The sequence below is a fragment of the Companilactobacillus nuruki genome, from assembly GCF_002872255.1.
In the GTDB taxonomy this organism is placed as follows: domain Bacteria; phylum Bacillota; class Bacilli; order Lactobacillales; family Lactobacillaceae; genus Companilactobacillus; species Companilactobacillus nuruki.
Map to the genome: position 1 here is coordinate 40,857 of NZ_NIPR01000006.1, position 22,051 is coordinate 62,907.

Sequence of the window (22,051 nt, forward strand, 5' to 3'; positions counted from 1 at the left end):
GGACCATATCCGTCAGAATAATCTCTGATTAATATGGTCCTATTAGTTATTCTTGATGAAATGAAGCTCCCGAATTGGCATCTATTTCTTGATCTGATTCCAATTCGTCAATATCAATATCCTGTTCATTCCTTATTGGTTCTTGAACAACAGCATTCGTATATATATTTAATCTATTAATAGAATCCTTTTGAGACAAATATTTATTCATTTGATTAAGTAAGGTTGGTCCATTATAAATAAATCCTGTATAAACCTGTACCAAAGAGGCACCAGCCATCAAGGCAGCCTCTGCATCTTCAGGTGTAAATACTCCGCCTGAGAACATGATAGGCAATTCGGGAAACTCTGTATGGATGGCCCTAGTCAAACTCAATGATTTCAAAAAAATCGGTTTACCACTGAGCCCGCCACCTTCATTTTTGTTCTTTGATTTCAAACTGTTATGAACTGAACTTGGATTTGAAGCAGTGTTAGTCAAAATAATTCCATCCATCAGACCATCAGTTTCTTTTATCAATTCAATTAATTGCTTGGCGGTAATATCATTACCAAATTTAGCAAATACAGGTTGCTCAATATGCAAATTATAAATCTTTTGCAGGAGTTGTTTAGCGACTGGTATTTCTTGCAAAGTTGTTACGCCCTTTTGGTTTGGACAACTTTGATTCAAGGCAATATAATCGGCAAATGAATGTACTTCCTTAATGTCGTCAACCATTTCATCTATCATTTCTTGACTAGTCAATCCATGTCCAGGAGCCACACTGATCCCAATTTTAACGTTTTTGGGAGTCCTTTTTAGATGTTTGATTGTTTCTTTGACACCTATATTATTCAATCCCATTCGATTGATAATTGCTTTATCCTCTAGCAATCTAAAAATTCTTTTTTTCTTGTTACCTGGTTGTGCCTCCTTCGTAACACTGCCTATCTCAACAAAACCAGCACCTAAAGCACCTAAACTATTATAAAATTCTGCCTTTTTATCAAAACCCGCGGCAATTCCAATTGGTGAATCAAATTTAACACCTTTAACAGTTACTTGAATATTATTATATTTTCTTGTTTGAAACATTGATGCCAGTATTTGGGGTCTATCATTAAAAATCTTCAAACCCTTAGCTACCATTTGATGATCTATTTCTGGATCTACCTTAAAAATTGCCGGTCGAACTAACTTATACCAATCTAACATTATTTACCCCAACTTTCCGGATCTTTATACCATTGTTGTAATAAATTCATATCACTAGCATCAACATACTTTTGTTCCTGAGCTACCTCGATCATTGTTAGGTAGTTGGTTAATGTAAACAGTTCCGTTTCAGAATTAGTAAAGTTAATAGTGCTTTCAGGCAAACCATACGAAAAGATAGCAACTGTACCAATTACAATCCCCCCTTCTTCACGTACGGCTTTGACTGCCTTTAAAATACTGCCACCAGTTGAGATCAGATCATCAATTAAAACAACCTTATCGCCCTTTTGCAAACGACCCTCAATTTGGCTCTTCTTGCCATGATCTTTCTTTTGGGGGCGGACATAATTAAGTGGAAGATTCAAAATATTAGAAACACCTGTTGCATGAGGAATCCCAGCAGTAGCTACTCCGCCAATTACCTCGACATCTGGATAATGCTCCATAATCAAATCTGATAAGTCTTTAGCAATGGTTTGACGAAATTCTGGATAGGCAATAGTTAAACGATTATCGGTATAAATTGGTGCCTTGATACCACTGGCCCACGTAAAGGGTTCTTTGGGATTCAAAGTAACCGCCTTGATTTTTAATAATTGACTAGCAATATCTGCTGCAACTGCTTTCTTATCCATTATTTATTCCACTCCTTAAAGATATTTGTATATGCTTCGTGTCCATCTTTTGCTTGTGTAATTGGTCGACCAACAACAATCGCATCACTGCCTAATTCTCTTGCTCTAGATGGAGTTGCAACACGTTTTTGATCACCAACTTGAGCTGACTTTGGCCTGATACCTGGGGTAACGCACAAGAATTCATCACTTGTAATTTCTTTTATCATCGGAACCTCTAAAGCCGATGAAATAACTCCGTCTGCACCATTATCAAAGGCTAATTTTGCCAAATGTGTAACATAATCTTGAGACTTCAAAGGTACTTGTAATTCATTTGCTAGTTCATCTTGTCCTAACGACGTCAATTGGGTAACAGCTAGTAACTCAGTAGAAGAACCCTTCAAGCCTTCTTTAGCAGCGCTGATCATCTCAGCTCCACCTGAGGCATGAACAGTCAACATCTGAACATCCCACTTAGCAATCATTTCACAAGTTCTTCTAACCGTGTTAGGAATATCATGCAATTTTAAATCCAAAAAAATATTATATCCACGTTCTCTCAAACTTCTGACAAACGGATATCCAAACTGACAAAACATTTCTAACCCAATCTTCAAGAATAATTTTTCTTCCTTGGGAAATTGATTCAAAAAATTAATACACTCAAAATCATCTGCAAAATCTAACGCTACTATTACCGGTTTATTCATTTTTATCCTCGTTCCTTATTTTGAAAAAACACAGTTACCATTAACATAAGTTTTTTCAACTTGACCATAAACTTCTTGACCTATGAAAGGACTATTGGCACCCTTTGATAAAAAGTCATTTGTTTTAATTTCAAATTCATTATCTAAATCGATGATCGTAAAGTCTGCCTTTTGTCCAATTTTGATTTCCTCTGTATTTTGAATACCAAATATCTTAGCTGGAGCAAGTGACATTAAATCAAGTAATTTTTCTAAACTCATTTGACTACTCTTAACAAAATTTGTATACATTAGTGGAAATGATGTTTCAATTCCACTAATTCCAAATGCACTTTTAACAAATCCCTGATTCTTTTCATTAATAGCATGTGGTGCATGATCTGTAGCAATCATATCGATCGTGCCGTCACTTAATCCTGAAACCAAGGCCAAACGATCACTCTCAGTCCTTAGTGGTGGATTCATCTTGAAGTTAGCATTATCACTTAAAATATCCTGTTCACTTAAAAGTAAGTGGTGTGGTGAAACCTCACAAGTTACATTAATACCCGCATCTTTGGCCATTCTGATCAATTCAACCCCATCTTTAGTCGAAATATGACAAACATGGTAGTGAACCCCAGTTTCTTTAGCTAACACTAAATCTCTTGCTAATTGTGATGTTTCCGCTGCTTGCTTGATTCCTGGTAATCCTAATCTTTGTGAAGTATTACCAAAGTTGATCACGCCTTTATTAAATAAATTTTTATCTTCAACATGTGCTGCCAAGTGGCTATTGATTGCGGCAATTCTTTCCATAGCCGAATACATCGATTGAGCATTCATGATCCCATGTCCATCATTTGAAAAAGCAAAGGCACCAAGTTTATCTAAGGCCTCAATATCAACTAATTCATCACTAGTTTCTTCTTTGGTCACTGGAGCATATTGCAAAGTGTTTATAATTGAAGATTTTTCATTCAACGCTAATTGCTGTGAGAACTTAGTGACATCATCTGGTACTGGTATGACATTTGGCATTGCTCCAACAGTTGTAAAACCACCATGTGCCGAAGCCTTAGTCCCAGTTGCAATGGTTTCTTTGTGAACCTGACCTGGCTCTCTAAAATGTACATGCACATCAACAAGACCTGGAGCTACCAAATTAAATTTAGCATCAATGATTTCTGCATTTTCAGCCGAAATCTGACTGGCAATTTTAGTAAACTTACCATCCTCAATCAAAACATCACAATTGATTAAATTATTATCGTAAAATAACTTGGCGTTTTTTATTAACAATTTCATTATCAGAATTTTCTCCTTCCAAAACTGCTGCAATCATTGCCATACGCATGAATACACCGTTAGCCATTTGTGGGAAAATATACGATTTATCACATTCGACAACATCATCGGCAATCTCTGCGCCACGATTTACTGGAGCCGGATGCATGATCATTGCTGAATCTTTCATTAAATCAACACGATTTCTATTTAAACCATATTTTTTGAAATAATCTTCTTTAGAAAAATTTTCGTTTTCTTCAGCTGATAAACGTTCATGTTGAACTCGTAAAAGCATTACAACATCCATCTCTTTACAAAGATCATCAACATCCATTTGTGGACCCATTTCAGCAAACTCTGATGTATACCAAGCATCTAACCCACCAAAGTATACTTTAGCTCCAAGTCTAGTCAGGATTTCAGCATTAGAGTGAGCAACTCGTGAATGACTCAAGTCTCCAATAATTCCAACCTTCAAGCCATCGAAACTTCCAAAATGTTCATAAATTGTCATCAGATCCAAAAGCGATTGAGAGGGATGTTGACCAGTACCATCACCACCGTTGATAATATGAATTTTCAAATTATGATTATTAACTAAATCTTTGTAATATTCATCTTCTGGATGACGAATAATTGCTACACTGGCACCGATACTTTCTTCTGTCTTGATCGTATCATAAAGACTTTCACCTTTAGTTGTTGAAGAGGTTGCTGCTTCAAATTCAATTTCCTTCATACCCAGTTTCATTTCTGCTACTTGAAAACTGGATTTAGTTCTAGTACTATTTTCAAAAAATAAATTAATAGCAAATTTATCTAACCCGATAGATGATTTTTTCCCAGATTTAAACTCAATCGCTGAATCTATTAAGTCATAGACCTCTTGATTTGATAATTGTGACATAGAAAGTATATTTTTCATTGTTTTCCTCCAAATTAAAAAGGGCTAGCTTTTATCCAGCTAGTCCTCAAAGTTTGGCTAATTATCACCGACTTTTCAGACCTCACTGGATCTATTTAAAAGTTCCCTATTTTTTTTAAGTAAACAAAAAACTTCCTATCCCACAAGGAAAGGAAGTTTACACTTTTATTGTCTCTACGTGTAGTTAACCTTCCAAGCCTCACAGGACTCGATTAAAAGTTTTCGTTGCAAATAATATAAACGATTTCACACTGCTAGTCAATAGCTTATTTAATTGTGGCTAAGAAGTACTTCTTCTTTCCACGACGAATAACAATGTATTTTCCATCAAATGAATCTTTAGGATTAATTTCAAGCGTTGTATCGGTTAATCTCTCACCATTGATTCTAATAGCACCATTTTGAATATCTTCACGAGCTTGACGTTTTGATTTATCAACATTTGTTGCAATCAACAAATCAACTAAGTTAATAGGATCTACTGAGATTTCGGCACTTGGTACACCATGGAATGCCTCCGCGACTTCATCAGTGGTTAATTCTTGAATTTCACCAGAGAACAATACCTCAGTAATCTTTTCAGCTGTTTTCAAAGCTTCTTCGCCATGGACAAACTTAGTAACTTCTTGTGCTAGAGTTTTTTGAGCCAGACGCTTTTCAGGAGCAGTTTTAACCGATTGTTCTAAGTCGTCAATTTGTTCTTTGGATAAGAATGTGAATTTCTTCAACAAGTTAACAACGTCTTTATCATCTTGATTGAACCAGAATTGATAGAATTCGTAAGGGGATGTCTTCTTAGGATCAAGCCAAACGGCTCCGCCAGCAGTTTTACCGAATTTTGTACCATCAGATTTTAATAGTAATGGAATTGTTAGGGCATAGACCTTTGCTTCTTGACCTTCAGCCTTATGAATCAAATCTAGTCCAGCTGTCAAATTACCCCATTGATCACCACCACCAACTTGCAACTGAACATTATGTTCACGATATAAAGTTAGAAAATCTAATGATTGTAAAATTTGATATGTAAATTCAGTAAAGGAAATACCGACTTCCAAGCGACTAGAAATAATTTCCTTATTTAACATAGTATTAACGTTAAACAACTTACCATAATCACGCAAAAAGTCTAAGATACCGATTTGATGTGTCCAATCATAATTATTTACCATTGTAAAACCTGTGAAGATTTTATTAGCTTGATCACTTAAAGCTTTAACATTGTGATTTACTTGATCCATTGTTTGCATTGGACGTTCAGATTTTTTACCACTAGGATCACCAATTGATCCAGTAGCTCCACCAATAACGATATATGGATGATGACCAAACTTTCCAAATCTTTCCAAAGTCATAAATGGCAGTAAATGACCGATATGCATTGAGTCACCAGTTGGGTCCATACCACAATAAAGTGAAATATCTTTTGATTCGACTAATTCCTTCAATCCCTCTTCATCTGATTGTTGATTGATCAAACCACGCCAAGATAATTCGTCAATAATATTCATAAATTCATTCCTCCTAATGATAATCCCCGTTATAGAAAAAAGAGCATCCCTGCAACTATGCAGGGACGCTCTTTTGCGCGGTACCACCCAGATTCAAGTTAAATAACTTGCTCTTTACTCCTATAACGTAGGACACGAATTTTAGTTAAGTATTTCATAATTTACCCTGCTTGACTCCCACCATCCGTCAATTCTCTGTACACTGAGATAAACTATTACTTGAGTTAAAACTAAAATCTACTATAAATATGATAATACAGTGGCAATCGGTAATTTTCAAGGACTTTTTAGAATTGATTTTATTATTGTATAATATGTTTGCTTTCATAATTGGGGGAAAAGTTTATGACAAAAACACTTTATATCATGCGACACGGACAAACGTTATTTAATATTCAACATAAAATTCAAGGTTGGTCTGACTCGCCGTTAACTAAAGAAGGTATTCAACAAGCAAAAATAGCTGGTCAATATTTCAAGGACAACAAAATTACCTTTGACGCTGTATTTTGTTCCACTGCCGAACGTGCCAGTGATACCCTGGAACTTGTCACTGATATGCCTTATAAACGTCTCAAAGGCTTAAAAGAGCTTAATTTTGGTAGCTTCGAAGGTGAACACGAATATCTTCACCCTAAAGACGACCCTAAAAAACATTTTGGCAACTATTATGTTCAATTTGGTGGCGAGGATAATCAAGTGGCACAAAAAAGAGTTAACGATACTTTATTAAAAATAATGAACCAAGATAATGAATCCGTTTTAGTAGTCAGTCATGCTGGTGCTATTATGATGTTTTCTGATCTCTGGACTGATATGCAAAAACTTAGAGCTAGCGGATTTACTAATTGCAGCATCTTAAAATTTATTTTTGATAATAACAAGTTTACATTTGAAAAAATAATTAATTTCTGAAATTAAGCAAAAAAAGATGAATCTAATGACAGTTTTAACCGTCACTAGATTCATCTTTTTGTTCTCAAACATATTCTTATTTTTGCATATGCTCTTCGATCCAGTTCCAAACCTCTTCTTTACCATGCTTAGTTTCTGAACTAAACAATTGTAAATTATCAGTCTGATTAACTCCCATAGTTTTTTTGACCTGACTAATGGTCTTGTTCCACTGGTTACCTTTGACTTTATCCATCTTTGTTGCAACTACTAAAGTAGGGATATGGTAATAGCTAACAAACTGATACATTGATACATCATCTTCACTTGGTGTATGGCGACCATCCACCAAAATCACAACGCCTTTTAAAACATCACGAGTTGTTAAGTATTCTTCAATCATAATGCCAAATTCTTCACGTTGTTTCTTGGAAACTTTAGCAAATCCATAACCTGGAACATCGACTAAGTAAAGTTGATCTTCAATATTATAGAAATTTAATGTTTGAGTTTTACCGGGTGTACTGGACGTTCTAGCAAAACTTTTTCGATTGATTAACGTATTAATCAAAGATGATTTACCAACGTTAGAACGTCCTAAAAGGGCTATTTCAGGGTAGCCTTCAGCTGGATACTGTTTAGAACTAACAGCGCTTAAATTCATTGATACATTATTTACCTGCATAATTCACCTCAATGAAGTAATTTTACCATAAAGAAAAAAGGCTGCCTACTAGGCAACCTCTCCATTTTTTAGAATTAATTCTGGTTCTTTAATTTTTCTAACAGCATCTTTAGTAACTTTAACGCCTTGAACATCATCACGGCCAGGAATATCAAACATCGTATTAAGCATTGTACCTTCAACAATAGATCTCAATCCACGGGCACCAGTATTTCTTTCAATAGACATCTTAGCAATCTCTCTAAGCGCACCATCGGTGAAGGTCAACTCTACACCATCAAGTTCCAATAATTCCTTATATTGCTTAATCAAAGCATTTTTAGGCTTTGTAAGAATATTGACCAAGTCTTCTTCAGTCAATTTCTCTAAAGCTGTTACAATCGGAATACGACCGATGAATTCAGGAATAATACCAAATTTCATCAAATCTTCAGGAATAATCTGTTGCATCAAACTCTTCTCTTCAGCAATTGTAACTTGTTGTTCTGCACCAAAACCAATTGTCTTATCGCCTAAACGATTTTTAACAATTTGTTCGATACCATCAAAGGCACCACCAACGATAAAGAGAATATTAGTTGTGTCAATCTGAATAAGCTCTTGTTGAGGATGTTTTCTGCCACCCTGTGGTGGAACACTTGCAATTGTTCCTTCAAGAATCTTTAGCAAAGCTTGTTGAACACCTTCACCAGAAACATCACGTGTAATAGAAACGTTTTCGCTCTTCTTAGCAATCTTATCGATTTCATCAATATAAACAATACCATGCTCAGCTTTATCAACATCAAAGTCAGCATTTTGCAATAATTTCAATAAGATGTTTTCAACGTCCTCACCAACGTAACCTGCTTCTGTAAGTGTGGTAGCATCCGCAATAGCAAAAGGAACCTTTAAAATACGAGCCAAAGTTTGAGCTAAGAAAGTCTTACCTGAACCAGTAGGTCCAATCAAGGCAATATTACTCTTTTGTAATTCTGTCTCACCATCTTTAAGATGTTCCATTTTGCCAATTCGTTTGTAATGATTATAAACGGCGACCGCTAAGGCTCTCTTAGCATCAGTTTGACCAATTACATAATCGTCAAGAATCTTTTTAATTTCAATAGGTGTAGGAATATTATCCAAGTCGAGTGGTGCAGCTTCATTTAATTCTTCGTCGATAATCTCTTTGCATAAATCTATACATTCATTACAAATATAGACACCGGGTCCAGCAACTATTTTTTTAACTTGATCTTGTGTTTTACCACAAAATGAACAGCTAATCGTGCCAGTATTTTCTGTACTATCAAACATATGCAATTTCTCCTTCAATAGTTCCAATGCTTTAGAAATTCTAGCATTGTCCAAAATAAGAGTAAAGTAATTAGTTTTGAATTGAATTTATAAAAAAAGGAAGCCTTACGGCCTCCCAATTTTTAATAAAAGAATCGCTTACTTTTCAACAGCTGAGTCAACAATCAATTCGATTGCTTTCTTAGCAGCGATGTCATGAGCCAACATGTCATCAGAAAGAGCATTTCTAACAGCTGATTCTTCCATCTTGTATTCATCAGCAAGTGACTTAATTTCAGCCTTGATTTCATCTTCTGAAGGTTTGATTCCTTCTTTAGCAACAATTGCTTCGATAACTAAGTCAGTCTTAACACGTTCCTCAGCATCCTTAGCAAATTGTTTCTTCAAATCGTCCTCGCTTGTACCTGTCATTTGATAGTACAATTTAGGATCGATACCTTGACGACGTAAGTTAGCTAAATATTGGTTAAGTTGATTTTCAACTTCTGTATCAATCATAGCTTGTGGAATTGAATCAATCTTGGCGTTCTTAACAGCACCAGAAATTGCTTCTTCTTGAATATTTTCTTCAGCAGTTTCTTTCTTTTGATCCTTAATTTCATCATGAAGCTTTGTCTTTAGTTCTTCAAGTGTATCAACATCTTCATCAACATCTTTGGCAAAGTCATCATCTAGAGCAGGTAATTCCTTTGTCTTAACTTCATGAAGCTTTGTCTTGAAAATAGCTTTCTTACCAGCTAATTCTTTTGCTTGATAGTCTTCTGGGAATGTAACGTTAACGTCAATATCTTCACCAGCAGCATGACCAATCAATTCGTCTTCAAATCCAGGAATGAATGTTCCTGAACCAAGTTCTAGTGAATAATTTTGGGCGCTACCACCATCAAATTCTTCACCATCAACAGTACCAACGTAATCAATAATTACTGTATCGCCCTTTTCGGCTTTACCGTCTTTAAGAACTAATTCAGCTTGTTGTTTTTGTAATTCAGCCAAACGATCTTCAACGTCAGTCTTCATAACATTACGTTTTTGTTTTTTAACTTCGATACCCTTATAATCACCTAATTCAACATCAGGCTTAACAGTAATTGTTGCTGTAATAGCCCATGGTTGATCTTTTTCCATTGATTCAACAGAAATTTGTGGTTGATCAACAGGTTCTACTTTAGTCTCATCAACAGCATTTTGATAAGCAGTTGGTAAAACAGCATTCAAGGCATCTTCGTACAATGCTTCTTCACCATACATACGGTTGAAGATTTGACGAGGTACTCTACCCTTTCTAAAACCAGGAACGTTTAGATTCTTCTTTACACGATCAAATGCAGTGTTTAAACCTGCTTTGATTGTATCTTGGTCAATTTCAAACTTCAATTCACCAGTATTGTTTTCTTTTTTTGTAAATTTAGCCTTAGCAGACATTTATATTATCCCTCCGGTATTTCAACGATCTCATACTTTGTAATATTACCTTAAAATGGTGATATTGTAAACATTTGACGTGATTTATAAGTACTTTAAGACATCATGCTTTCTATTATAAAATACTTTTCCATATTTTTGAATATCTATGCATAAAAAAAAGAGCTGGATTTAACCAACTCTTTTTAAATTCATTACTACTTAGAATTAGTCTAAGATTTCTGTAACGACACCGGCACCAACAGTACGGCCACCTTCACGAACAGTAAATCTTGTACCATTTTCGATAGCAACTGGAGCAATCAAGTCAACTTCGAAAGTAACTTGATCACCAGGCATAACCATTTCTACACCTTCTGGTAGTTCAATAACACCAGTAACATCAGTTGTATGGAAGTAGAATTGTGGACGGTAGTTTGAGAAGAATGGAGTATGACGTCCACCTTCTTCTTTACTCATAACATAAACTTCACCCTTGAACTTGTTGTGAGTTTGGATTGAACCTGGCTTAGCAAGAACTTGTCCACGTTCGATTTGATCACGGTTAACACCACGAAGAAGTACACCAACGTTATCTCCGGCTTCACCAAGATCCAATGTCTTACGGAACATTTCTAGACCAGTAACAGTTGACTTCATAACTTCTGGCTTCAAACCAACGATTTCAACTTCGTCACCAATCTTAACTTCACCACGATCGATACGACCAGATGCAACAGTACCACGACCAGTGATAGTGAAGACATCTTCAACAGGCATCATAAATGGTTTTGTATTATCACGTTCTGGTGTTGGGATATATTCATCAACAACATCAAGTAATTCTTCAACGTGTTTAACTTCCTCTGGGTCACCTTCAAGAGCTTTCAAAGCTGAACCACGGATAACAGGAATGTCATCCCCTGGGAAATCGTATTCTGATAGAAGTTCACGAACTTCCATCTCAACTAGGTCTGTTAGTTCTGGATCGTCAACAAGATCAGTCTTGTTCAAGAAGACAACGATGTATTCAACACCAACTTGTCTAGCAAGCAAGATATGTTCACGAGTTTGTGGCATAGGACCATCAGTAGCAGCAACAACAAGGATGGCACCATCCATTTGTGCAGCACCAGTGATCATATTCTTAACGTAATCAGCGTGTCCTGGAGCATCGATATGTGCATAGTGACGCTTTTCAGTTTCGTATTCAACGTGAGCAGTGTTGATTGTAATCCCACGTTCCTTTTCTTCTGGGGCCTTATCGATATCAGCGTAATCTTCAGCCTTAGCTAAACCTTTGTCAGCCAAAACCTTAGTGATTGCTGCTGTTAAAGTAGTCTTACCGTGGTCAACGTGACCAATTGTCCCAATATTTACATGGGGCTTTGTTCTCTCATAATGTTCTTTTTCTGCCATTACAAAGAATCCTCCTAAAATTTCATTTCATAAGATTGATCCAAAGAAAATGTTCTTTAGACGACTCTTTACTGAAAAATTATACTACTTTCAGAGGTGAAAGCAAAGTAATTCAACGCAAATCACCGACTAAAAATATACTCTTTGGAGTATACAGGCCGTAAACGTAATTGTAAATACTCAAAGTAAAAAAAAGTTAAAAAATTTCACTCCTGAAAGGTATTAATCAGTCCATCGAACCGTTTTAACCAAGTTTTTACATCGTCCAAACCTTGATTATCACTTACTTGTGAATCATCTACTAAACCATACCTTAAAAGCATTGCTTTTGTCCAGAGTTCTGGGCTTTTTATTATTTCATTCCCAAAAGGATAGACAAAAGCGGCATAGAGTGACAGTTCACCCTTAAAGTTTTCCAATTGCGTCTCATTTTTGTCAGTTAATAATTTTTCTAGTTCGTCACACATTTTCAAATAGATATCAGTTGACATAATAGGCATTAGCTTGCTTGGATTGCAAGTTTTATTTTCGCCATAAAAAGAAATATCAAGTGTCTCGTCAACACCGAGTTTCAAAAGATTCTCCAATGCTTCACTCTTTAAAAGCGGATGTAGCAAGGGATTTTCTAATAAATCTTTAGCGTTTTTGATGTAATCTGCCCTATTAAACTCTCTTAATTTTCTTATCAATTGAATTTGTTCAGGAGTCGATTCAGTAACGATCGACAACAAGCGAGTTGCTATCTTTTCTTTTTCTGGTTTAAACGAACGCTCATGTCTGTCTTCCGCAATCTTAATTCTTTTTTTAAAATCATCGATCAAATCTGATTTAATATTTGTTTCAGAATTAGTATCGTAAAAATTTAACATTTGATTGGCCAACAAAAAATCATTATTTTCTAATATAATATCCAAAGCCAATTCAGCTGTATTAGGTTCATTGAGGTAATAATTAAAATAATCCAAAATTACTGCCTCAGCATCACCAGGCCTTTTTTGATTCAATAAAGAAGCAGCAAGCCCTTTATTAATAGAAAATGACTGCTGCATCGAATAAGCCTGTGTATATAAATCAGTTGATTCATCCCAATTACCTTGGTCAAAGGCCTCATCAGCCTGATCAACAATTTTTTTTAGATTATCTGAGTCGTCCATATAATACCTCAACACTATCCGAATAGATTAAAACTATCTTTATTTTTTAGCTTTTCTATGTCTGTTTTGGTTAACTTCCATGATGACCGGCAAAATAACAGGGTGTCTATTTGTTTGTTCATACAAGAAATGATTCAACTTGTCACGAACGCCTTGTTTCAAGTCTGACCAATCAAAGTCCTTACTATTTTGCATATAATCAACAATTGTATTAACAATAATGTCAGAACTTTCGCTTAAAAGATCACGACTGGCACGCATATATACAAACCCACGTGCCGTTATTTTAGGCTTAGCAACGACTTTTTTCTTTTTACGATCAATTGTAGCTACGGCAATAAAAACGCCATCCTCGGCCAATAATTCGCGATCACGAAGAACAATACTACCAATATCACCAACGCCAATACCATCAATCATAGTATCTCCAGCATCAACACCTTTTCCTTGATAAAATTGTCCATTTTCATAATTAATAACATCACCCTTTTTAGTGAGGAAGATATTTTGATATGGAACACCAGTTTCGTGTGCAATTCTAGCATGAGCATCCAATAGACGGTATTCACCTTGAATTGGAATAACATTTTCCGGATTCAATAAGTTAATCATTAATTGTAGATCAGATTTATTGGCATGACCTGATGAATGTTTATCATCACTAAGCGCCTTTACCTCAGCACCAGTGCGATAAATAGCATCGCGAGCTTTGGCAAAAGTTGTATCCATTGCATGTGAAGGTGTTGTTGCTATAAATACTAAATCGCCCTCTTCAATTTGAAACTTAGTTTTAGCAGCTGGATTAGCCATTTTTTGCAATAATTTAATTGGTTCACCCATCTTACCTGTCTCAATAACAACTAACTTATCTTTATCAGCATCTTTTAATTCCTTAGGTTTTAGAATCAAGTCCTTATCACTGATATTCAAATAACCCAGCTTCATAGCCGTTTTCAAAATCTTTTCGGCATCGGTTCCTGATAAAAAGACTCTTCTACCGGTTTTGGCAGATGCATCTAATACTTGTTGCATTCTTTGAATATTAGAAGCAACTTGAGCTACAATAATTCTGCCATTATGATAACTGAATGTATCCAAAATATATTCATAGATATCTTTTTCACTAGAATTTTCATATGGTGATTCCGCATTGGCAGAGTCGCTTAATAAGGCTAGGACACGTTCACTACCAATTTTAGCAATCCGACCGTAATCAGTTTTATAAGTTGGAGCAGCTGCTTGATCAAATTTAAAATCACCAGTATAAACAATCTGACCTTCGCTTGTTTTAATAACTGTTCCTAAAGATCCAGGAATTGAATGTGTTGTCTTAAAGAAAGAAACTGAAGCTTCTTCAAAATCAATCGCTGTATTCTCATCAATAATATGAAAATTAGAGAATTTTTTACTACGATTGTCATTAGAGCAAACAATCTTAGCCAACTCAATTGTCATTTCTGAACCAAAGACTGGAATATCAAACTCACTGATCAAATAAGGCAAAGCCCCAATTGCATCAGCGTGTCCATGTGATAAGAAGATACCCACTACTTTATCAATATTTTGCTTGATGTAGGTCATATCTGGAACAACCACATCAATACCATAGAGATCATTGTCTGGATACTGTAAGCCAATATCCAAAATATAGATCTCATCGTTTACTTCAACCGCGTACATATTTTTTCCATTTTCACGTACGCCACTTAACAAAATTATTTTTATTTTTTTGTCCATTTTCATCTCTCATTTCATTAAAATAGCATAGATCATAATATTCTATTGTGATTTTTAAGCCTTTTAAGACTATTTAAGCTATACCTGATTTTCATTTTAACATATCAACACCGAATAAGAGAAATTAAGAAAAAAAAAATAGGAGATCCATTGCTGGATACTCCTAAAAGTTTTATTAACGACGTAGACCCAATGATTTGATTAGTTCACGGTAACGTTGAACATCCTTGTTACGTAAGTAAGCTAGAAGATTACGACGGTGACCAATCTTCTTTAATAGACCAACATATGAATGATGATCCTTCTTATTAACCTTCAAGTGATCGTTCAATGCGTTAATGTCATATGTCAATACAGCAATTTGTACTTCTGGAGAACCAGTATCTCCGTCTTTACGTGCGTATTGTTTAATAATTTCGTTTTTCTTTGTTTTTGAAATAGCCATTTCAATTCACCTTTTCCTTATATATTTAGCCAAACTATGAATGCGTTGGTGATTCGTCAAACAGAGCATGGTTAACACAACTAAATAATTTACTACATAATAGAAAATAATGCAATACTGAAAAAAAACTGACATTTCATTGCATTGTCAAAATGAATTATGTATAATTCTATGTATTGAGTTTTAAGCTTACTAGGTAATCGGAGGTGAAATTAATGCCACAAATTAAATCAGCTATGAAACGTGTAAAGACTGCAGAAAGCGCAAACCTTCGCAACAATGCACAAAGAAGTTCAATGCGTTCAGCAATTAAGAACTTCGAAACATCTGCTGCTAACAACGCTGACAACAAAGATGAATTATTCAGAACAGCTGTCCGTGCTATTGATATGGCTAAGTCAAAAGGCCTAATTAAGGCTAACAAGGCTGCACGTGATAAGTCAAGACTTGCTAAAATGAATTAATGATGAGCAGCCGTTAGGTTGCTTTTTTATTTTAACGAAAAGACCTCAGAGAATCTCTGAGGTCTTTTTTTATGCATATTTGGCAATAAACAAATCAAATAACAGTTCCTTATCACCTTGTCCCGATTTAATTTGATAATCTAAATTGACAATATCTCCATACATGATTTGCAACTGCTGACGATTCAAAGTACGTGCCTGTCGGTAAGCATATTTTACTCGATAGGGATTCATTTTTAAATTTTTAGCGATTGTTCCTTCAGTTAACCCTTTTTCAGATAAAATTTTCACCTGAATCAATAACCGTAATTGAGAAATAATAATTGCAACTAATAATATTGGATCAATTTTTTGTAAAAGAAATTGATTATATAGCTCTTCTGCTTTATAGATATTTTTGTTAAGTATCTCCGTCATTAAGTCAAAAACATTATCTTCCAAAGATTGTGGTACCAATTCTATTACCGATTTTTGATCAATCTTTTTAGTATTTAAAGAGTATAATTTCAATTTATTTAATTGATTAATAATTAAAGAATAATTACCCTTAGTTTTATTTATCAATAAATCTAAGGCTTCATTTTCAATTTGATAACCAGCATTTTCTAGATCATTTTTTATTGTTTTTGCTAGAATTGGCCCTTCCATTTTTCCAGCATTTACAGTAATAGCTAACTTTTTGAGTTCTTTAACGATTTTTTTTCTGGAGTCCAGCTTATCATATGAAGCAAAAATCACCAATATCGTCGAAGGAGTGGGATTTTTTATGTATTTAAGCAGTAGATCAGCATTTTGATCAACGACATTCTTTACTTTTTCACCTGTTAAAAAATATGGATGTTCAGCGAAAACTAATCTACGTTCTCCAAAAAAAGGAGCCGAAATGGCCTCATTAATTACATCTCCTAAAGAAACTTCCTCCAAGTCAAAGTTGGAAAAATTCATTTCCCTTTCCTCTGAGGACATAATATCTTTAAAAGACTTTTGAATATCTTTAATAAAAACCTGCTCTTTACCCGTAATTAAATAAACATTATCCAGATTTCCTTGTTTTAAATTATTTTTTAGTTCTGCTATTTTCAACCAAGTCACCCTTTAAAAAAGTTGTTGTTTTTTCATTATTGTTAAAAAAATAATAATACCAAGATATCATACCATAATCAGCCGTATTAAAATATTCGACTTGCTGTTGCTTCAAGCGATCTATCGTTTCTTTATTAGGATGTCCATAGCGATTATTGACACCTGAAGAAATAAAGGCTCTTTGGGGCCTAGATTGTTGTAATAATTCTTTACTCGTAGACGTTTTAGAACCATGATGGCCTACTTTAAGATAATCTATTTTCAGATTATAATCTTTTAAAATCTCCTTCTCTCCGGCCTGCTCCAAATCACCAGTAAATAACCATGTTTTATTCTTTAGTTTGGCTATCATTGTTAAAGAATCTTCGTTTTCACCAATACTACTTTTCTTAGGCCATAAAACATTTAATTTAATCCCACCAATATCAACAGTATCTCCTTGCCTCAAATTTTTAAACTTAACTTTCGGATAATTATTAATTACATTGCTAATACGCTTATTTTTCTCTAACCCTATACCGAAATTAACTTCTTTAACTTTAAACCCAGTTAATAAAGTCTCTAAATTTCCAATATGATCGACATCCTTATGCGTTAAAAATACCTTGTCTATTTTTGAAATACCTTTTGATTTTAACAATGGGATTGTGCTGTTACTAACCTGATCACGGGTAACCCTTTTCTCCCATTCTTTAGTTGGAAAGCTCAACTTCCCTCCTACATCTATTAGGATCGTCTGACGAGAAATAGGTGTCGTAATTAATATACTATACATCAATTAAATTAACTGAGCCGTACAGTGGAAATTTATTAAAAATAATACAAATGATAAATAAAACACAATACTGCCATAAATACTTATTCCAAAAATTTTTGCTTTCAATATAAAATAAAGAAATAATAATCAACACGATTACAGCAAAAATGGGAATCTTCCCGGTTATAAAAGTAAAGTTTGGTCTCTTTGCCACTAAATCTAATAATTTATATATCTGATCAAAAAAAAGATTAAAGAATTTCCAACCGCTCCACGTAACGGTAAAAGAGGAAATAATCGTCACAGGCAAAATTACAACCGTAAAAAACGGAACAAAAACAAAATTAGCTAACAATGTTAGCCAATTGAATTGATAGATATATAAACAGATTACTGGTAAATTAACTAAATTCATTTTGAAAATCGTCATTATAAATCCAGCCTCCTGGTACAGATAAAGAATTGCAAATGACAACAAAAAACTTAATTGCCCACCCATCTCTGCTATACCAAAAGGATAAACTAATATACAGATCAACAAAGTAATGCTAAAAGTATCTAATCTACCTAAACTGATTTTTAATTTTCGTACGACAATACCTACTATTGCCAAAACAATTGCTCGCCATATGCCACTTTTTGATCCTACAAGCAAACCATAGCATGGTAAAAGAAAAAGCATTATCGTATCTACTATTTCAATCGGAATTTTCAAAGCCGATGTTAATTTGCGTAACAAACTCAACAAAATCAAAACGTGCAAGCCTGACAAACTAAATAAATGAATAATTCCTAAAGAACTCAGAACCACTAAGAAATCCTTATCTGAGCTATCTGTATAACCAACAATTAAACTTTTAGCATGGATACTTAACCATTTTGGCAATTGATCAAAATATTTAATCATATGTATTCGTAAAACATTTATTCTCTCGCTAATTTTAATTGAATGGTGCTCACTTATTTGTGTAATCGAGGCTATTCGTATCGTAGATTCAATTCTTTTATGTTTCATATATTTTTGAAAATTAAATTCACCAATATTTCTTGGCCCGGAAATAGGTATAATCTCCTTGACCTTTAGCTTTATGTCTACTAATTCCGATAAATTCTGCCAAAGCTTTTGCTCAGTTCGGTTCTTTAATTGATAGGTAAATCTAGCTGTCCGATCCCCGTCTCTTAATTCACCACTAAGCAAATTTCCATTAACAGTTATTTTGTCAGGCGATATTAACGCAGAGTTTATTTCTGATATACTATTCTGTTTTTGTTCAATTTGACATCTAATTATAAAAATAATCGAAATAAAGATCCCAAATAAAACTAAGTACTTATTCTTAATTACTATTATTCTAATAATCAATCCAATCAAAACTATCCAGAATAAACCAGATTCGAAATAAACAACAATAGTTAAAACGGCTATAAAACTTAGAAAAATCCATTGTCCCCTTACCATCTTAAACTGTTAATTGATCTTTTAAAGATTCTAAACTTTTTTCGCCAATACCTGAAACTTTAGTCAAATCATGTAACTCATTGAAATCACCATTCTTTTCACGATATTCAATAATCTTCTCAGCCTTTTTAGGACCGATTCCCGTTACATCTTTAAAATCATCAACCGATGCTGAGTTGATATTAACTATTTTAGATTCACCCACCGACGATCCTATACCAGTGGAATTTGTTTTCTCACCAACTGTAGGAACATACACCTGCATCTGATCAACGACTCTTTTAGCTTGATTAATTTGTTTCACATCCGCATTATCGTTTAATCCACCTGCCATTTGTAGAACCTCTTGAACAATAGCACCATTTTTAACCCGATAAACTCCTGGAACTTTGACGGCACCTTGAACATCGACTACTAAATTGGCCTTTTTTATTGATTTTTCAGTAGCCACTTTTTTCAAAGGCATTTTTTGCTCTGTTTTCAATTCATTTTTAACTTCAGGGGTATGTTTGGCAGTTATAAAATAACCACCAATTAAAATTATTAATACCGAAATGATTCCAATTGCTAACTTATTTCTCTTCAATAAATCAATTAATCTCTCCATTTTTATCACCTCAAAAAAAATTACGAAAAAAAACAGCCCTATTTGGACTGTTTTGTTTTTTCGAGATAATTAATTGCATCATTTAGATTCTTCACAGGAACAATTTTCATTTTAGTATGAATCTTCTTAGCTGCACGCAAAGCCAAATGATAGTTGTTTACATAATTAGGTTCATATTTCTTTATTTCTTTGGTAACTGGGTCATCTGGTGCAAAAAAGATCGTAGCTCCCTCTTCTGAGGCAGCATAAACCTTCTTCTCAATCCCACCAATAGGCCCGACTGTTCCATCAGGATCGATTGTACCCGTACCAGCTATTGTTCGACCTGCTTTAAGGTCCTTATTAGCCACTTGAGAATAAACTTGTAAGGTGAACATTAATCCAGCAGATGGGCCACCAATGTCACCAGCATTGATTTTAGTAGCCGGATTCCCCTTAGCTTCAGTATTATCAGTTAAAGTTATTCCTAAACCAAATCGTTTTGTATTAGCCAATTTCACTAATTTACCCGAAGCGGTTTTCTTTTTACCATCCCGTAAAAAGCTGATCTTAACTATCGACTTTTTATCTTGTTTCTTTACATACTTAATAAATTGATCAGCATTATTAAAATGATAACCATTTATTGATGTAATAGTATCACCTATTTCTAACTTCTTCTTGAAGTCAGAATTATCTAATATATCCATTACATAAACACCAAGGTACTTCTTTGTAAATGGTTTGTCAGCCTTTGAGTATGCAGCCTGAATAGCATTATTCGTAGCCGACTTCATATAATATTGCTGAACTCTAAAGTACTCCTGACTATTTTCATCTCCCATTAAATCCTGTTGAGAATAAATAGTCTCAAAATTATTTCCTAATGATTTTAATAGTGTAAAAGGTGTTCCACTAACTATTCCGACAGTGGTCAACAATAGATTACCCTTTTTCTTATCATGTTTACCATCAACTTTAACAAATTGAGATGTATCTTCAGCCGTTCCTGGAACCTCAAGATAGTAACCAGTTGGCATGATAAAGAATGCTACAACTACAATAAATATAAAAATTGCACCAAAAATCTTATTTCTAGTTTTATTGAATTTCAAATTAAACTATTCCTTCCTCAACTTCTTTACCAACGCAGATGCAACGGATTTTGGTACAAATTCTGAAATATCTCCACCAAACCTAGCCACTTCTTTCATCATCGATGAAGATATCGTAGCATATTTATCATTTGCTAGCAGAAATATCGTTTCAATATTTTTATCTAACACTTTGTTAATTGATGCAACCCCAGATTCATATCCAAAATCATCTGGATTGCGCATTGATCTAACCATAAAATCTGCCCCTAATTGACAAGCTAATTTGGTGGTTAATTCATTTTTACCATCGATTACTTCAACATTTTTTAAATCAGTAATCTCATCTTCAATAAACTCTTTCTTTTCTTCATAAGTAAAAAGATAATTCTTTGATGTATTCGTCATTGGGGCGACGTACAATTTATCAAATAATTTTGAGGCACGTCGAACTATATCCAAATGACCATTTGTTATCGGATCAAAGCTACCAGCATAAAGTCCAATCCTTTGAGTCATTTTATCCTCCAAATTGATACAAAGCGACCTTTGTATCTTTGTAACGTTTTTCTTTGATTAAATCAATTCGATCAAGATCACCCAAATCAATATCATAATCTGTTTCATCTACAATAACAGCATTTTCAGCTAACAAATCGTTCTCAACCAAATCTTTAATAATTTGTTCAGTAACTTTCATACGATATGGTGGATCTAAAAACACCAAATCAAACTTAATTCCATCAATAGCAAATTTTTGTAAAGCATCTGTAGCAGAAGATTTCATCACAATAAAATCTTCTACCGCTTTAGTTTTTTCTACATTCTCTTTAATAGTATTAACAGCCTTATATGCCTTATCAACCAAATATGCCCTTTGATAGCCCCGAGAGACCGCTTCTATTCCTAAACTACCAGTTCCAGCAAACAGATCTAAAGCTATCCCATCAACTGAATATGGTGACAACATACTAAACACTGCCTCTTTAACCTTAGCTGAGGTAGGACGAGTGTTGTTGGTTGGTACTGCCTTCAAATTTAGGCCTCTAAATCTTCCAGATACTACCTTCATCAGTCTTCCCCTTGATCATCCTTAGATTTTAAAACATAGTGCTCATCCAATTCTTTACGATGAGCCAAAGCAACCCGTTTGACGTAATTTTTAGATGTTAATTCTTTTTTTATTTCTGATGCCTTGCTTGAATTAACATATAACATTACATATTTCATTTTCGGAGATGTATAAGAAATCGTGCCATATCGTTGTAACTTTTTTCTCCACTTCAATGAGTAAACCCAGACATAAAGCGCCTGACGTTCCACCTTTTTATACATATAATC

The 22,051-nt window shown here is 34.3% G+C and carries 23 protein-coding genes; 2 read left to right on the forward strand and 21 right to left on the reverse strand.

From position 1 onward, the window contains the following. Window positions 1-46 precede the first annotated feature (46 nt). From CBP76_RS03460 to tyrS, 6 genes are all read right to left on the reverse strand, one after another. Window positions 47-1,198 (reverse strand): quinone-dependent dihydroorotate dehydrogenase, encoded by a 1,152-nt coding sequence (locus tag CBP76_RS03460; RefSeq protein ID WP_102195547.1) that lies wholly within the window; start codon window positions 1,196-1,198, stop codon window positions 47-49. Continuing rightward, the gene (gene pyrE / locus CBP76_RS03465; protein WP_102195548.1) at window positions 1,198-1,836 is read right to left on the reverse strand and encodes an orotate phosphoribosyltransferase; all 639 of its coding nucleotides are present in this window, start codon (window positions 1,834-1,836) and stop codon (window positions 1,198-1,200) included. Before pyrE ends, CBP76_RS03460 begins: the two co-directional genes overlap by 1 nt. After that, complete coding sequence (gene pyrF / locus CBP76_RS03470; RefSeq protein WP_102195549.1) at window positions 1,836-2,528, reverse strand: orotidine-5'-phosphate decarboxylase; 693 nt, start codon at window positions 2,526-2,528, stop codon at window positions 1,836-1,838. Before pyrF ends, pyrE begins: the two co-directional genes overlap by 1 nt. A 15-nt stretch (window positions 2,529-2,543) precedes the next feature. Then, window positions 2,544-3,815 (reverse strand): dihydroorotase, encoded by a 1,272-nt coding sequence (locus tag CBP76_RS03475; RefSeq protein ID WP_102195550.1) that lies wholly within the window; start codon window positions 3,813-3,815, stop codon window positions 2,544-2,546. Next, on the reverse strand, window positions 3,775-4,722 hold the full coding sequence (locus tag CBP76_RS03480; protein WP_102195551.1) for an aspartate carbamoyltransferase catalytic subunit: 948 nt from the start codon (window positions 4,720-4,722) through the stop codon (window positions 3,775-3,777). The genes CBP76_RS03475 and CBP76_RS03480 overlap by 41 nt, the downstream gene beginning before the upstream one ends. 266 nt (window positions 4,723-4,988) lie before the next feature. Further along, the gene (gene tyrS, locus CBP76_RS03485) at window positions 4,989-6,233 is read right to left on the reverse strand and encodes a tyrosine--tRNA ligase (protein ID WP_102195552.1); all 1,245 of its coding nucleotides are present in this window, start codon (window positions 6,231-6,233) and stop codon (window positions 4,989-4,991) included. 345 nt (window positions 6,234-6,578) lie between these two features. On the opposite strand from tyrS, the gene CBP76_RS03490 reads away from it, so the two are divergent. After that, on the forward strand, window positions 6,579-7,148 hold the full coding sequence (locus CBP76_RS03490; protein WP_102195553.1) for a histidine phosphatase family protein: 570 nt from the start codon (window positions 6,579-6,581) through the stop codon (window positions 7,146-7,148). A 76-nt stretch (window positions 7,149-7,224) separates the two neighbouring features. Here CBP76_RS03490 and yihA read toward each other — a convergent pair whose 3' ends face one another. The 7 genes from yihA to rpsO all read right to left on the reverse strand — a co-directional run bounded on the left by yihA (window position 7,225) and on the right by rpsO (window position 15,267). After that, window positions 7,225-7,812, reverse strand: a complete 588-nt coding sequence (gene yihA / locus CBP76_RS03495) for a ribosome biogenesis GTP-binding protein YihA/YsxC (protein WP_102195554.1) — start codon at window positions 7,810-7,812, stop codon at window positions 7,225-7,227. Between the two features lie 48 nt (window positions 7,813-7,860). Next, the gene (gene clpX / locus CBP76_RS03500; RefSeq protein WP_102195555.1) at window positions 7,861-9,108 is read right to left on the reverse strand and encodes an ATP-dependent Clp protease ATP-binding subunit ClpX; all 1,248 of its coding nucleotides are present in this window, start codon (window positions 9,106-9,108) and stop codon (window positions 7,861-7,863) included. Window positions 9,109-9,246: 138 nt separating this feature from the next. Further along, window positions 9,247-10,533: a trigger factor gene (tig, locus tag CBP76_RS03505; protein ID WP_102195556.1), complete on the reverse strand. Its 1,287-nt coding sequence runs from the start codon at window positions 10,531-10,533 to the stop codon at window positions 9,247-9,249. A gap of 207 nt (window positions 10,534-10,740) precedes the next feature. Further along, window positions 10,741-11,931, reverse strand: a complete 1,191-nt coding sequence (gene tuf / locus CBP76_RS03510; protein WP_102195557.1) for an elongation factor Tu — start codon at window positions 11,929-11,931, stop codon at window positions 10,741-10,743. 206 nt (window positions 11,932-12,137) lie between these two features. Then, window positions 12,138-13,085, reverse strand: coding sequence for a hydrolase (locus CBP76_RS03515; protein ID WP_102195558.1), 948 nt, complete (start codon window positions 13,083-13,085; stop codon window positions 12,138-12,140). 39 nt (window positions 13,086-13,124) lie between these two features. Next, entirely contained in the window at window positions 13,125-14,822 is a 1,698-nt protein-coding gene (locus tag CBP76_RS03520) for a ribonuclease J (RefSeq protein WP_102195559.1), read from the reverse strand. 175 nt (window positions 14,823-14,997) lie between these two features. Further along, complete coding sequence (gene rpsO / locus CBP76_RS03525; protein ID WP_102195560.1) at window positions 14,998-15,267, reverse strand: 30S ribosomal protein S15; 270 nt, start codon at window positions 15,265-15,267, stop codon at window positions 14,998-15,000. A gap of 215 nt (window positions 15,268-15,482) precedes the next feature. Between rpsO and rpsT the strand changes: the two genes are divergently transcribed. Then, window positions 15,483-15,731 (forward strand): 30S ribosomal protein S20, encoded by a 249-nt coding sequence (gene rpsT / locus CBP76_RS03530; protein WP_102195561.1) that lies wholly within the window; start codon window positions 15,483-15,485, stop codon window positions 15,729-15,731. A gap of 69 nt (window positions 15,732-15,800) precedes the next feature. On the opposite strand, the gene holA is transcribed toward rpsT, so the two are convergent. The 8 genes from holA to CBP76_RS03570 all read right to left on the reverse strand — a co-directional run bounded on the left by holA (window position 15,801) and on the right by CBP76_RS03570 (window position 22,045). Continuing rightward, window positions 15,801-16,814 (reverse strand): DNA polymerase III subunit delta, encoded by a 1,014-nt coding sequence (gene holA / locus CBP76_RS03535; protein ID WP_102195562.1) that lies wholly within the window; start codon window positions 16,812-16,814, stop codon window positions 15,801-15,803. After that, on the reverse strand, window positions 16,789-17,589 hold the full coding sequence (locus CBP76_RS03540) for a ComEC/Rec2 family competence protein (protein ID WP_102195563.1): 801 nt from the start codon (window positions 17,587-17,589) through the stop codon (window positions 16,789-16,791). The genes holA and CBP76_RS03540 overlap by 26 nt, the downstream gene beginning before the upstream one ends. Continuing rightward, window positions 17,582-18,934, reverse strand: a complete 1,353-nt coding sequence (locus CBP76_RS03545) for a ComEC/Rec2 family competence protein (RefSeq protein WP_166667163.1) — start codon at window positions 18,932-18,934, stop codon at window positions 17,582-17,584. The genes CBP76_RS03540 and CBP76_RS03545 overlap by 8 nt, the downstream gene beginning before the upstream one ends. A gap of 97 nt (window positions 18,935-19,031) precedes the next feature. Further along, window positions 19,032-19,637, reverse strand: a complete 606-nt coding sequence (locus tag CBP76_RS03550; protein WP_102195565.1) for a helix-hairpin-helix domain-containing protein — start codon at window positions 19,635-19,637, stop codon at window positions 19,032-19,034. Window positions 19,638-19,675: 38 nt separating this feature from the next. Beyond that, a complete protein-coding gene (locus CBP76_RS03555) occupies window positions 19,676-20,731 on the reverse strand; it encodes a SepM family pheromone-processing serine protease (protein WP_102195566.1) in 1,056 nt (351 codons plus the stop codon). Window positions 20,732-20,737: 6 nt separating this feature from the next. Further along, window positions 20,738-21,229, reverse strand: coding sequence for a pantetheine-phosphate adenylyltransferase (gene coaD, locus CBP76_RS03560; protein WP_102195567.1), 492 nt, complete (start codon window positions 21,227-21,229; stop codon window positions 20,738-20,740). Window position 21,230: 1 nt separating this feature from the next. Next, window positions 21,231-21,782, reverse strand: coding sequence for a 16S rRNA (guanine(966)-N(2))-methyltransferase RsmD (gene rsmD / locus CBP76_RS03565; RefSeq protein ID WP_102195568.1), 552 nt, complete (start codon window positions 21,780-21,782; stop codon window positions 21,231-21,233). Further along, window positions 21,782-22,045, reverse strand: a complete 264-nt coding sequence (locus tag CBP76_RS03570; RefSeq protein ID WP_102195569.1) for a DUF2129 domain-containing protein — start codon at window positions 22,043-22,045, stop codon at window positions 21,782-21,784. The genes rsmD and CBP76_RS03570 overlap by 1 nt, the downstream gene beginning before the upstream one ends. Window positions 22,046-22,051: the final 6 nt, after the last annotated feature.

Coding starts and splice junctions, on each gene's coding strand:
- CBP76_RS03460 (WP_102195547.1), bottom strand. CDS start 1,198: ATGTTAGATTGGTATAAGTTAGTTCGACCGGCAATTTTTAAGGTAGAT.
- tuf (WP_102195557.1), bottom strand. CDS start 11,931: ATGGCAGAAAAAGAACATTATGAGAGAACAAAGCCCCATGTAAATATT.
- tig (WP_102195556.1), bottom strand. CDS start 10,533: ATGTCTGCTAAGGCTAAATTTACAAAAAAAGAAAACAATACTGGTGAA.
- CBP76_RS03475 (WP_102195550.1), bottom strand. CDS start 3,815: ATGAAATTGTTAATAAAAAACGCCAAGTTATTTTACGATAATAATTTA.
- rpsO (WP_102195560.1), bottom strand. CDS start 15,267: ATGGCTATTTCAAAAACAAAGAAAAACGAAATTATTAAACAATACGCA.
- CBP76_RS03570 (WP_102195569.1), bottom strand. CDS start 22,045: ATGTATAAAAAGGTGGAACGTCAGGCGCTTTATGTCTGGGTTTACTCA.
- clpX (WP_102195555.1), bottom strand. CDS start 9,108: ATGTTTGATAGTACAGAAAATACTGGCACGATTAGCTGTTCATTTTGT.
- CBP76_RS03550 (WP_102195565.1), bottom strand. CDS start 19,637: ATGGAGAGATTAATTGATTTATTGAAGAGAAATAAGTTAGCAATTGGA.
- tyrS (WP_102195552.1), bottom strand. CDS start 6,233: ATGAATATTATTGACGAATTATCTTGGCGTGGTTTGATCAATCAACAA.
- coaD (WP_102195567.1), bottom strand. CDS start 21,229: ATGACTCAAAGGATTGGACTTTATGCTGGTAGCTTTGATCCGATAACA.
- pyrE (WP_102195548.1), bottom strand. CDS start 1,836: ATGGATAAGAAAGCAGTTGCAGCAGATATTGCTAGTCAATTATTAAAA.
- CBP76_RS03480 (WP_102195551.1), bottom strand. CDS start 4,722: ATGAAAAATATACTTTCTATGTCACAATTATCAAATCAAGAGGTCTAT.
- CBP76_RS03540 (WP_102195563.1), bottom strand. CDS start 17,589: ATGTATAGTATATTAATTACGACACCTATTTCTCGTCAGACGATCCTA.
- rpsT (WP_102195561.1), top strand. CDS start 15,483: ATGCCACAAATTAAATCAGCTATGAAACGTGTAAAGACTGCAGAAAGC.
- CBP76_RS03520 (WP_102195559.1), bottom strand. CDS start 14,822: ATGGACAAAAAAATAAAAATAATTTTGTTAAGTGGCGTACGTGAAAAT.
- CBP76_RS03515 (WP_102195558.1), bottom strand. CDS start 13,085: ATGGACGACTCAGATAATCTAAAAAAAATTGTTGATCAGGCTGATGAG.
- pyrF (WP_102195549.1), bottom strand. CDS start 2,528: ATGAATAAACCGGTAATAGTAGCGTTAGATTTTGCAGATGATTTTGAG.
- CBP76_RS03490 (WP_102195553.1), top strand. CDS start 6,579: ATGACAAAAACACTTTATATCATGCGACACGGACAAACGTTATTTAAT.
- yihA (WP_102195554.1), bottom strand. CDS start 7,812: ATGCAGGTAAATAATGTATCAATGAATTTAAGCGCTGTTAGTTCTAAA.
- rsmD (WP_102195568.1), bottom strand. CDS start 21,782: ATGAAGGTAGTATCTGGAAGATTTAGAGGCCTAAATTTGAAGGCAGTA.